Here is a 12694-nt window from a genome sequence, read left to right on the forward strand (position 1 = left end):
ATAAACGAAATAAAGCGCGGCGGCGCCCTGACGAATCCTGCAGGCTTCGCCGAGCATTCCACACCTGGGGAATCACATGCGCAAGCGCGGCCGTTACCCGTCGCAGCCCCAATATTATCTGGAAGGCTTCATCTCCCACCCTTACGCGGTGCTGCTGGTCGGCCTGCTGCTGACCGCGGCGCTGGCCTGGGACGTCTGGAGCCATAACCGGCAGGCGATCCAGCAGGCGATGAGCGCCACGCTGTCCAAGAGCGCCGACGACATCCAGAAGCAGTTGCAGCGCTATCAATACGGCCTGCGCGGCGCGCGCGGCGCGGCCGCTGTGATCGGCCTCGACCATCTGAGCCACGCCGACTTCCTGCGCTACAGCCAGACCCGCGACCTGAAGGCCGAGTTTCCCGGCGCCCATGGCTTCGGCATCATCCGCCGCATTCCGCAGCGGCAGGAGACGAGCATGATCGAGCGGATACGCGCCGCCGGCCAGCCCGGCTTCACCATCCACCAGTTGCAGGCCCACGACGGCGACCGCTATGCGATCCAGTATTTCGAGCCCGAAGCGCCCTACGCCGGCGCCATCGGCCTGGACATCGCGTCGGAGACCCAGCGCCGCGAGGCCGCCGTCGCCGCGATGCGAAGCGGCAGCGCCGCGCTCAGCGGCCCCATCACCCTGGTGACCGGCCGCAGCGCGCCGCTGCAATCGTTTCTCCTGATGCTGCCCATTTACGACAGCCCGGCCACGCCCGCCAGCGTCGCCGCGAGGGAAGCGCGGATAGCCGGCTGGAGCTTCGTCGCGCTATCCATGTCCGGCGTGCTGGGAGACGGCGGCCTCAAACCGAAGCAGGCCAGGCTGCGTCTGTTCGACCTGAGCGAAACCGCGCCGCCATTCGAGTTTTACAGCACCTCCGGCCCCTCTTCCGCCGCCGCGCCACTTAGCGTAGCGCTGCAGCGGAAAATCTACGGCCGCCAGTGGCGGATGCAGCTGGACGCCTATCCCGCCTTCATCGACGCCATGGCGCTGCCCTCGCCCTTCCTGATCGGCCTGCTCGGCGCGCTGGCAAGCCTGGTAAGCGCTGCCTTGTCCTGGGTATGGACGCAAAGCCGTCAACGCTACCAGCGGCTGAGCGAGACCCAGGCCGAGCTCGCCGCCATCGTCGAAGGCTCGCGCGACGCCATCATCGGCAAGACGCTGCAAGGCGTGGTCACCAGCTGGAACCGGGGCGCGGAGCGGATGTTCGGCTACAGCGCGCGCGAGGCCGTGGGCCGCGTTCTGGCCGACCTGATCGTCCCGGACGGGCTCAAGGGAGAAGAAGCCCATATCCTGGCCACCATCGCCAGCGGCGAACATCTGGAGCATTTCCGGACCCGCCGACACCGCAAGGACGGCAGCCTGGTCGAAGTGTCCGTGGGCGTGGCGCCCATTCTCAATTCTTACGGCGAAGTGGTCGGCGCCTCCAAAACCGTGCGCGACATCACCAAACAAAAGGAAATCGAAGACCAGATACGCGCGCTGAACGCCAACTTGGAAGAGCAAGTGGCGCAACGGACCGGAGAGCTGGCCGCCGCGCTGCACGAAAACCAGGTGCTGCTGGACACAATCAACGCCCAACTGCTGTACTCCTCCACCGACTCCGAGGGACGCATCACCGACGCCAACGACCTGCTGTGCGGCGCGCACGGCTACGGCCGGGACGAACTGCTGGGCAAAAAACACAGCATGCTGGGTTCTGGGCTGCATCCGCCGGAATTCTGGCGCGAGCTATGGCAAACGCTGAAGAGCGGCCTCGCCTGGCGCGGCGAAATCTGCAACCGCTCTCGCAGCGGCAAATTGTTGTGGTTCGACACCGTGATCGCCCCCATCTTCGACGACCAGGGCCAGCTTGAGCGCTACATCGCGCTGCGCGTAGACACCACCAAGCGCAAGCAGGCCGATGCCGAGGTGCAGCGCCTGAACCTGCTCCTGGCCAACGTGCTGCGTTCCGCGTCCGAGGTGTCCATCATCGCCAGCGACATCGACGGCCGGATCACCATTTTCAACGCCGGCGCGCAGCGGATGCTGGGCTACCGAGAGGATGAAATGGTGGGCGTCTCCACCCCGGCTCGCATCCACTTGACGGAAGAGGTCGCCGCGCGCGGCCGCGAGCTGACCGAGCGTTACGGGGAAACGGTGGAAGGCTTTCGCGTGTTTGTCCACGTGCCCTCGCTAGAGGGAGCGGAAACCCGCGAATGGACCTATGTGCGCAAAGACGGCAGCCATCTGACCGTATCCTTGTCCGTTACCGCGCTGCGCGACGCGGCGAATGAAATCGTAGGCTATCTGGGCATCGCCACCGACATCAGCGCGCTGCGCCGGCAGCAGCAGGAATTGGCGGCCGCCCGCGACCAGCTGGTATTGGCTGCGGAGGTGGCGCGGCTGGGCGTATGGACCTGGACGCTGGCCGACGACGCGCTGGACTGGAATCGGCAGATGTTCGAACTCTACCATCAGCCGGAATCGCTGAACGGCAACGGACTGAATTACCAGCACTGGCGCAGCCGCGTGCATCCGGACGATATCGCCGCCGCCGAGACGATGCTGATGGATGCCGTCGCCGGCCGCGGCGAATATGTTCCAGTGTTCCGCGTCGTGCATCCGGACGGCGCGGTGCGATACGTCCAGGCCGGCGCCTATGTCGAGCGCGACGCTGAGGGCCAGCCGTGGCGGGTAACCGGCATCAATCTGGACATCACCGAGCGCAAGGCCTTCGAGGAAACCCTGCTCGAGGCCAAGCGGCAAGCGGAGCAGGCCAGCATCGCCAAGGGGCAGTTCCTGGCCAATATGAGCCATGAAATCCGCACGCCGATGAATGCCGTGCTGGGCATGCTGCAGCTGCTGCGGCAAAGCCCGCTGGATGCGCGCCAGGCCGATTTCGCCGCCAAGGCGCAGATCGCGGCCAAATCGCTGCTGGGCCTGCTCAACGACATTCTGGACTTCTCCAAGATAGAGGCCGGCAAGCTCCAGTTGGACGAGCACCCCTTCGAACTGGATGAACTGATGCAGGATCTGGCAGTGGTGCTGTCAGGCAATCTGGGCGACAAGGACATCGAGCTGCTGTTCGAGATCGACCCGCAGCTGCCCAAAGCCGTGCAGGCCGACCGGCTGCGCCTGCAGCAAATCCTGATCAATCTGGCGGGCAACGCGATCAAATTCACCCGGCAGGGCCAGGTCGTCATCCAGCTGCAGCGGCTCTCGCTGAAGCCTAGACTGGCGCGCGTGCGCTGCAGCGTCAGCGACACCGGCATAGGCATCAGCCCGGAACAGGCCGCCCGAATCTTCGAAGGCTTTTCGCAAGCGGAAGCCTCCACCACCCGCCGCTATGGAGGCACCGGCCTTGGCCTCGCCATCAGCAAACGGCTGGTGGAGTTGATGGGCGGAGAGATGAAGCTGGAAAGCGAACCGGGCCGGGGCAGCCGTTTCTGGTTCGACCTGGAGCTGAAATGCGACGAAACCGCCACCATCCTGCCCCCGGCGCAAGACATTCCCCTCAGATTGCTGGTGGTGGACGATAACCGGCTCGCCGGCGAGACGCTGTGCAATATGGTGGAGGCCATGGGCTGGCGCGTGGAATATGCCGGCAGCGGACAAGCCGCGCTGGACAAGGCGCGCTCCGCGCCAATGCCATTCGACGCCATCCTGATGGACTGGCGGATGCCGGACATGGATGGGCTGACCGCCGCCAGGCGGCTGCGATCGCCCCCGCAGCGCGGCCAGGCCCCCGTCGTCGTCATGGTCACCGCGTTCGGCCGCGAAGCTCTGGCGGAAGCCGCCAACCAGGATGAACCGCCTTTCGCCGACTTTCTGACCAAGCCGGTCACCCCGCAGCAACTGCAACGCGCCATTCTGCGCGCCGTAGGCCGGCAAGTGCCGGAGCCATCCGCGCCGGCGCAGGCCACCCGCCGCCTGGAGGGCGTCCGCGCGCTGGTGGTGGAGGACAACGCGCTGAACCGGGAAATCGCGCAGGAACTGCTGAGCGCCGAAGGCGCGCAGGTCGAACTGGCGGAAGGCGGCGTGGACGGCGTGGCCAAAGTGCTGGCCGCCCCAGACAGCTTCGACGTCGTGATCATGGACGTGCAAATGCCCGACATAGACGGCATGGAAGCTACCCGCCGCATACGCGCCGACGCGCGTTGCCTGAAGCTGCCGATACTGGCGATGACCGCCAACGTGTCCCAAAGCGACCGCGACGACTGCCTGGCCGCCGGCATGGACGAGCACGTTGGAAAACCGATAGACGTGCAGGAAGTGGTGCCGCTGCTGCTCAGACTGACCCGCGGCCGGGCCCCCGCGGACGAGAACCAGACCGTGCCCGCGGAGCCAGAGCCGGAAGCGCCCACCGAACCCATTGCCCGAATACTGGAGCGGTTCGGCCACAACGTCCGCCTCTACCGCAGCCTGCTCGCCCGCTTTCAGCCGGAATGCGAATCCATGCTGCAGGCCCTGGGCGAACATGCGGCCGCCCAGAACATCGCCGCCGCCGCCGCCGTTCTGCACGCGCTCAAAGGCCTTGCCGCCACCACCGGCGCCAGCGCGCTGGCTCTGAGCGCGGGCGAGTTCGAGCGCCAGGCCCGACTCCATCCGGAACAATGCCCGGGCCATTGGCCGTCGAAAACCGCGCTGGCCGCGCTCTACCAGTTGCTGACCGACAGCGTGGCCAGGCTGAATCTGGAACTTCCCTCGGACCCGCCCGCCGCCGCGCCGCCGCTGGCCGCCGCCTCCACGGACTGGGCAGCGAAACTGGGCGCGCTGCTCGCCAGCTTGCGGGCCAGAGACATGGGCGCCATGCAACTGGCGGAAGAAGCGCTGGCCATCTCCCCGCCCGCCTATCTGAACGACATGCAGATGCTGGATGCGCAAATCCAGACCTTGCAATTCATCGAAGCCGAACAGGCGCTGGAGCGCCTGCTGGCCAGCTTGCCAGCGAACTTGGCCGCGAAGGACGCCTGAGGCGGACAGTACTGGCGAGGCCTGGACCCTCGCCAAGATCCGCCTTGATCCTGTCCGCTTCCGGCGATGGGGAAAAGACGATGCCCCGCGCCGCCAAATAATGTAAGACAATCAAACTGTAGGTTTTTTACAACTGCTCGCGCATTCCATGCCATCAAAATTGATCCATGTCGACATTGCGGCAATTTAATTGCCAAAATGAGCGATTTTTGCAAGTTTGGACAATGTCCACCGCATAGCTTGGACCCTGTTCGAGGCAACTGGTACCAAATTGGTATCAGAACCTCGACTCCCCGCGAACCGATAGAGGAGTCCAAGATGAAGCCATCCCAACCCATCGTCATCGCCATCGTCCTGGCAAGCCTGAGCAGTCCGATCTGGGCGCACGGCACCATGGAAGTGCCGATCAACCGCACCTACAGCTGCTTCAAGGAAGGCGCGGAGTCGCCAAAGAGCGCCGCCTGCCAGGCTGCCAAACAGGCGGGCGGCACACAGGCGATGTACGACTGGAACGGCATCAACCAGAACCCGCCAGGCGACAACCATAAGGCAGTGGTACCCGACGGCACGCTGTGCGCCGGCGGCCAGGAGAAGTTCAAGGGCTTCAACCTGGCGCGCGCCGACTGGCCGGCCACCAACATCGTTCCGGACGCCAACGGCAATTTTGAATTCATTTACAACGCCTCCGCGCCGCACGCCACCAAGTACTTCAAATTCTATGTGACCAAGAACGGCTGGAATCCGAATCAGCCCCTCAGGTGGTCGGATCTCGAAGCCGAACCATTCGGCACGTATACCGGCACGCCTCCGCTGGACGCCAACAAGCGCTACCACATGACCATGAAGCTGCCCACCGGCAAGGCCGGCCGCCACATCATCTACAACGTGTGGAAACGCTCGGACAGCGAGGAAGCCTTCTATTCCTGTTCCGACGTCAACTTCACCAACGGCACCACGCCGCCCGAGCCGCCGCCGGTCGCCAACCCGTGGAAGGAAGTCGGCAGCGTGACTGCCCATGAAAACCTGCCGAACAAGAGCTCAGTGACGCTGCGCATCTTCGACAGCCATGGCCGCGACGTGGAAAGCCACAAGGTGGACCTGACCGCGGCCACCGGCCAGGCTGCCAACTGGCCGTACGAGCTCGGCGTCAAAGTCAACGCCAATTCCCAGCTCGCCCGCATCGGCGTGATCAGCAGCAAGCAGCGGGCTGTGACCATCGCCCCGGTCCGCAGCGCCACCGCCAACCGAGTCTGGATCAACGAGCGTTTCAGCGGCTACCAGTACCAGATCGACATCAAGAAGGGCGACGGCGGCATCACCCCTCCGCCGGGCGAGGAATGGCGCGAAGGCTTGGCCTACGCCGTGGGCCAGGTGGTCAGCTATCAGGGCCGCCGTTATCGCTGCCTGCAGGCGCACACCGCCTGGGCCGGCGCGGGCTGGACCCCTTCCACCCAGCCGGCGTTGTGGGCTCCCGTCTGATCCTGTGAACGCATAGGCCGGGAACGGGAGGCGGCGAGCCGCTTCCCGCTCCCGCCGCTGGAGCCCCCATGAAACGCTATCCTCCCCTGGCGATGGCGCTGCATTGGCTGAGCGCCTCGGTGATGCTATGGGCGCTGTTGAGCGGTTTCGCGCTGGCTGCGCGCGCCCTGCCGCCCGCGCTGGCCTCGACGACCGCGTCGCTGAACGTCGCCCTGGCCGCGCTACTGATCCCGTTCTGGCTGCTGCGCCTCGGCTACCGGCTCTGTTTCCGCATGCCGCCGCCCGAAGGCATGGCCGAGCGAGACTGGCGCAAGGCCAAACTGGGCCATCGCGCGCTTTACGCTCTGGCCTCGCTGTCCCTTCTCAGCGGCGTGCTGATGATGGAGCGGCCCATCGCCGTCTTCGGCTGGTTCGTCTTAAACGCGCCGCTGGCCGCTGGCGTCTGGACTCGCGGCTTCGCAGCCATCCATTTCGCCGTCAACCTGCTGCTGGCGCTGGCCGTGGTCGCCCACATCGCGGCAGTCGCCCTGCATCATCGCCGCGGCCTGCCCATCCTGCAGCGGATGAGTCCCGTCAGAGCGCCGGCCGCGGCCGTCCCGCCGCTCAGGCAAAAATGATTCCGCCCCGCCTCCCCGCGGCCACGCCTGCGGGGGGCGGTTTCCTCGCCCCATTGCCGCCCCCAGCCGCATGAATCTTTTCACATCAATCACTTAGCGAAACATCAGTGAACAGGCATCCCGAAATCCGCCGCGGCCATCGCGTTTGTTGCGCCGCAAAACCTTGCCAAGCCTGCCGAAACCCGATAGATTCGTGGGCTCCAGCGAAGCGCGCGGGTGTAGCTCAATGGTAGAGCAGAAGCTTCCCAAGCTTACGACGAGGGTTCGATTCCCTTCACCCGCTCCACAGACCTCCCGCGCTTCCAAAACAACTCCATGCATGGCCTCTCCGAGCGATCCCGATGAAATTGAACTCCGGCCGGCTGTGGCTAAGAATCGCGACCTACGGCACCCTGGCCGTGGTCCTGCTGCTGGTATTGATCCGAACGCTGATCTACTGGCAATTCGATGAAGCCGCCGTGCGCGGCACCCTGACCCACGCCCTGCAAGACACCGGGCGCAGCGTACGCATAGACGGACGCATCACGCCCCAGGTATTCCCCTCCCCCGGCATCGAGGTCGAAAAGCTCAGCGTCAGCGAACCCGGCAAGCCCGACGTCTTCGCCCGCGTGGAAACGCTGCGCGTATCGCTTTCCTGGCTGCCGCTGTTGCTGGGCAACCGCGAAATCAAGGGGCTGGAATTGCATGGCCCCAGCGCCAATGTCAGCCGCGACCTTGACGGCCGGCTCAACATCGCCGACCTGTTCCAGCCCCGCAAGCAGGGCAACTACAGCGTGAAGCTGGAGCGCCTGGCGATACGCGAGGGCACGCTGCTGCTATCCGACCAGCTCACCCACACCGACAAGCGCCTGTCCAACATCAGCCTGGACGCAGACAATCTGCGCGGCACCTCCGACCTGAGCTTCGGCGCCATTCTCGACGACGACAAGCGCCCGGTGCGGCTGGCCTTGACCACGCCCTTGACCATACAAGACGATCAAGTCAGCCTGCCCGAGCTGGAAGCGGTGGCGATCAGCGCCATTCCCGGCCTGGGGGACACCAAGCTGACGGTCACCGGCCAGTACAAGCTCAACTTCGCCTCGCTGCAGGCTACCGGCAGCGACGTCACCGTCGACTTCAGCAGCGAGCGCCCCAGCAGCGAGGTCAAGCTGACCCTGCCGCAGATCAACGCCAGCCTGCGCGAACTGACCATGCCCTCCGGCAGCCTCAGCGCCAAGCTGACCTACGCCCGCAGCCAGTATCAGCTGCAGGCCGCTCTGGACAATCTGAAGCTGAGCGAGAACGGCCTCTACGCCGACAAGCTGGATGGCGAATTCAACTGGCTGGCGGGCTCCGGCAAGGTCAACGTCAAGCTGAACGCGCCGCTGTCGCTGGCCGGCATGAACCAGTTGCTGATGCAGCCGCTGAAGCTGACCAGCACCATCACCACGCCGGCGCTGCCGCGCGGCCGCCTGGTGGCCAGCATGGAAGGCGCGCTGGACGGAGACATCGACGAACCGCGCTTCAACTTGCGCGTGGCCGGCAAGCTGGACGGATCCGACGTATCCGCCACGCTGAGCCAGTACGGACTGATCAAGCCGCGCCACGAGGCGATGCTGAACATCGGCAAGCTGGATCTCAACCGCTACCTGCCGGAAGCCCAGGGAGACCCGGTGGCCATTTTCCAGAACACCAATGAGATTCCGCTGGACTGGCTGGACTTCTTCGACCTGAACGGCAAGGTGGCGATAGGCGAACTGGAAATGGGTCGTTTCCGCATCAACAACATCAGCAGCAATGTGCGCATCAATCCGCGCGCCTTCGAGCTGGACCAGATGTCGGCCGACATCTACGACGGCCGCCTGCAGGGCGACGCCTCGCTCAGCCGGCGCGACGTGCCCCACCTGCAGGTCAAGCAAACCTTGCAAGGCATGAAGATACGCCCGTTGCTGGTGGATCTGTTCAGCTTCAGCCGCCTGGATGGCAAGGGCAACGGCAAGATAGACATCAACGCCGACGGCAAGTCTTTCGCCGAACTGCGCAGCACGCTCAGCGGCGACGCCTCGTTCAGCCTGAACAACGGCGCGCTGACCGGCATAGACCTGGTGGCGGCGCTGAAAAATCTGCCGGCCGAGCTGAAGGAATGGAACGGCGCCGCGCAAAACGATCAGAAGACCACCTTCTCCACGCTGTCCACCAGCTTCAAGCTGGACAAGGGCGTGGCGCGCAGCCAGGACCTGAAGCTGGCCTCGCAGCTGGTCAACGTCAACGGCGGCGGCAAGATGGACCTGAAGCAGAACATCGTCGACTACACGATGGACGTACAGGCCAACCCTCAGGAGTTCGCCCGGCTGAAAGGCGTCAACGTGCCGCTGAAGATCACCGGCCCGATCAACTCGCCGGTATACGCGCTGGACTTCAACGCGCTGGTCAAGGGCAAGAAGACCGAGGGCGAGAAACAGCAGGCGCTGAAGCAGCAGCTGCAGAAACAGATCACCACCATTCTGCCTTGAGCCGCCCAGCCCAAGACAAAGCCCCGGGAAACCGGGGCTTTTCGCATTGCGGCCAGACTCACTCGCCCTGCAATATCCTGGACTCCGCCAGCGCCAGCTGCTCCGGCGTGCCCAGCAGCACCATCACGTCATCCGGCGCGATCTCGAAAGCGGCATCGAAATCGGTGCGGCGCACCCGCTGGCGCCGAATGGCCTTCACCTCAACCCCCAGCTCCGCCAGCCCCAGCGCGCCCAGCGGCTGGCCTATGGCCGACGCGCCGCCGCATACCTGCACGCTCAGCAAGCGCGGCACCAGCGACTCCTCCAGGCTTTCCGTCTCGTCGCTGCTGCCGCGGAAGAAGCCACGGAACAGGTCGTAGCGCTCCTCCCGCACCGCGCGGATGCGCCTCAGCACGCGGCTGGGCGGCACGCCGGCCTCCAGCAGCGCTTGCGAAGCCAGCATCAGGCTGCCCTCCATCACTTCGGCCACCACCTCATCGGCGCCCGCCTGGCGCAGGGTGTCCAGCTCGCTGTCGTCAACCGTGCGCACGATCACCGGCAGCTCAGGCCTGGCCTCGCGAACCGTATGCAGGATGCGCAGCGCGGCGTGGGTGTCGGCGAAGGTCACCACCACCACCTTGGCCCGCATCAGGCCGGCCGCGATCAGCACCTCCTTTTTGCCGGCGTCGCCGAACACCACCTGGTCTCCCGCCTCGCCGGCCTCCCGCACGCGCTCCGGGTCCATGTCCAACGCGAACATATTGATGTTCTCCGCCTCCAACAGCCGCGCCAGCGCCTGGCCGCTGCGGCCATAGCCACAGATCAGCACGTGATCGTCCTTGCTCATGCCGGCCACCAGCATCTGGTGCAGATCCAGCGACTGCAGCATCCAGTCCTGCTTGATCAGCCGACGGGTGATGCGCTCGCCGTGCAGAATCAGGAATGGCGCCGCCAGCATCGAAATCAGTATCGCGGCGATGGCCGCCTGCGCCATCGGCGCCGGCACCAGATTCAGGTTCAGCGCCAGCGACAGCAGCACGAAACCGAACTCTCCGCCCTGCGCCAGCGCCAGCGCCGAGCGCATCGCGTCGTTCGAGCGGTGGCCGAATAGCCGCCCCAGGCCGAACACCACCGCCAGCTTCAGCGGCAGCAGCAGGGCCAACAGCAGCAGCACCTCGCCAAAGCGATCGAACAGCACCGCCAGCTCCAGCTTCATGCCCACGGTGATGAAGAAGAAACCCAGCAGGATATCGCGGAAGGGCTTGATGTCCTCTTCCACCTGATAGCGGTATTCGGTTTCGGAGATCAGCATCCCGGCGACAAAGGCGCCCAGCGCCAGGCTGAGCCCGGACAACTCGGTCATCCAGGCGATCCCCAGCGTCACCAGCAGCACGTTGATCATGAACAGCTCGCCGGAACGCTGCCTCGCCACCAGATGGAACCACGGCCGCACCAGCCGCTGGCCGAAAAACAACAGCAGCGCCAGCACCACCAGCACCTTGCCGCCGGCCTTGGCCAGATCCAGCCACAACGTGTCGCTGCCGCCGGCGAAGGCCGGCAGCATGATCAGCAGCGGCACCACGGCGATGTCCTGGAACAGCAGCACGCCGATCGCCAGCTGGCCGTGCGGCTGATTCAATTCCAATCTCTCGGCCAACAACTTGCTGACGATGGCGGTGGACGACATCGCCAGCGCGCCGCCTATCGCGAAACCCGTCAGCGGACTGCCGGTCAGATAAGCGATGGCCATCGCCACCAGCAGCATGGTCAGCGCCACCTGGGCGAAGCCGACGCCGAACACCAGCTGCCGCATCGCCTTCAACCTGGGCAGCGAAAATTCCAGGCCGATGGTGAACATCATGAACACAATGCCGATCTCGCCGAGAAAGGCCGTCTCCTGTCCCTGGGGAATCAGGTTCATCACCCCCGGCCCCGTCAGGAAGCCCACCACCAGGTAGCCAAGCATGGCCGGCACTTTCAGGCTGCGGCACAAGGTGACCACCAACACGGCGGACAACAGGACAAGGACGATGGGGGCCATGGAATGCATCGGCGGTCGGGGCTCCAGGGAAAGAATTGGCAACGGAAAACACGACCGCCAAGCAAAACTTGCACCAGCACCCGCGTCAATCGATTATAACCTTTGATATACTTTTGCCTTATGGAAAAAACTCACACCAGCCGCCTGGAGACGGCGCGCGACGTGCTGCTGACAGAAGCGGCCGCGCTGAGCACCCTGGCCGAGCGCCTGAACGGCGAATTCCTGGACGCTGTGGAAGCCATCCTGGCCTGCAAGGGCCGCGTGATCGTCACCGGCATGGGCAAGTCCGGCCACGTGGGGCGCAAGATCGCCGCCACCCTGGCCAGCACCGGCACGCCGGCCTTTTTCGTTCATCCGGCCGAGGCCGCCCATGGCGACTTGGGCATGATCACCGGCGACGACATCGTGATCGCGCTGTCCAACTCCGGCGAGTCGGCCGAGGTGGTGTCCCTGCTGCCGGCGCTGAAGCTGAAGGGCGGCAAGCTGATCGCGGTGACCGGCCGGACCGAATCCACGCTGTCCCAGGAAGCGGACATCCTGCTGCACACGCATGTGGACAAGGAAGCCTGCCCGCTGAACCTGGCGCCCACCACCAGCACCACCGCGCAGATCGCGCTCGGCGACGCGCTGGCGGTGACGCTGATGGAAGTGCGCGGCTTCGGCAAGAGCGATTTCGCGCTGTCCCACCCGGGCGGCAGCCTGGGCCGCCGCCTATTGGTGCACGTGAAGGATCTGATGCACGACGGCGATGCCCTGCCCCGCGTCGCGCCAGGCACGTTGTTGAAAGACGCGCTGCTGGAAATGTCGCGAAAACGGCTGGGCATGGTCACCATCAGCGACGCCGACGGCACGCTGCACGGCATCTATACAGACGGCGATCTGCGCCGCACGCTGGAAAAGGGCGCCGACCTCTACAGCCTGAAGATAGACGAGGTGATGGGCCGCCAGCCGCGATCCATCCAGCCGGACAAACTGGCCGCCGAAGCTGGCTTCCTGATGAAACAGCACCAGATCACCAGCCTGGTGGTCGTAGACGCCCAGGGCAAGCTGGCCGGCGTGCTTCACATGCACGACCTGCTGCGCGCCGGCGTGTTTTAAATATCGA

At 65.1% G+C, this 12694-nt stretch carries 6 protein-coding genes and 1 tRNA gene; 6 read left to right on the forward strand and 1 reads right to left on the reverse strand.

The window, feature by feature from the left end; translation table 11 throughout:
* Window positions 1–76: 76 nt before the first annotated feature.
* From DK842_RS01475 to DK842_RS01495, 5 genes are all read left to right on the forward strand, one after another.
* Window positions 77–4981, forward strand: a complete 4905-nt coding sequence (locus DK842_RS01475; protein ID WP_114059771.1) for a PAS domain S-box protein — start codon at window positions 77–79, stop codon at window positions 4979–4981.
* 318 nt (window positions 4982–5299) lie between these two features.
* Window positions 5300–6460 (forward strand): lytic polysaccharide monooxygenase, encoded by a 1161-nt coding sequence (locus DK842_RS01480; RefSeq protein WP_114059772.1) that lies wholly within the window; start codon window positions 5300–5302, stop codon window positions 6458–6460.
* A gap of 68 nt (window positions 6461–6528) precedes the next feature.
* On the forward strand, window positions 6529–7077 hold the full coding sequence (locus DK842_RS01485) for a cytochrome b (RefSeq protein WP_114059773.1): 549 nt from the start codon (window positions 6529–6531) through the stop codon (window positions 7075–7077).
* Window positions 7078–7289: 212 nt separating this feature from the next.
* A tRNA-Gly gene (locus DK842_RS01490) sits at window positions 7290–7363 on the forward strand.
* A 55-nt stretch (window positions 7364–7418) separates the two neighbouring features.
* Window positions 7419–9569, forward strand: coding sequence for an AsmA family protein (locus DK842_RS01495; RefSeq protein ID WP_114059774.1), 2151 nt, complete (start codon window positions 7419–7421; stop codon window positions 9567–9569).
* A 58-nt stretch (window positions 9570–9627) separates the two neighbouring features.
* On the opposite strand, the gene DK842_RS01500 is transcribed toward DK842_RS01495, so the two are convergent.
* A complete protein-coding gene (locus tag DK842_RS01500) occupies window positions 9628–11598 on the reverse strand; it encodes a cation:proton antiporter domain-containing protein (protein ID WP_114059775.1) in 1971 nt (656 codons plus the stop codon).
* Between the two features lie 111 nt (window positions 11599–11709).
* Here DK842_RS01500 and DK842_RS01505 point away from each other — a divergent pair, with 111 nt between their 5' ends.
* Window positions 11710–12687, forward strand: a complete 978-nt coding sequence (locus tag DK842_RS01505) for a KpsF/GutQ family sugar-phosphate isomerase (RefSeq protein WP_114059776.1) — start codon at window positions 11710–11712, stop codon at window positions 12685–12687.
* Window positions 12688–12694: the final 7 nt, after the last annotated feature.

The organism is Chromobacterium phragmitis (assembly GCF_003325475.1).
Lineage (GTDB): Bacteria > Pseudomonadota > Gammaproteobacteria > Burkholderiales > Chromobacteriaceae > Chromobacterium > Chromobacterium phragmitis.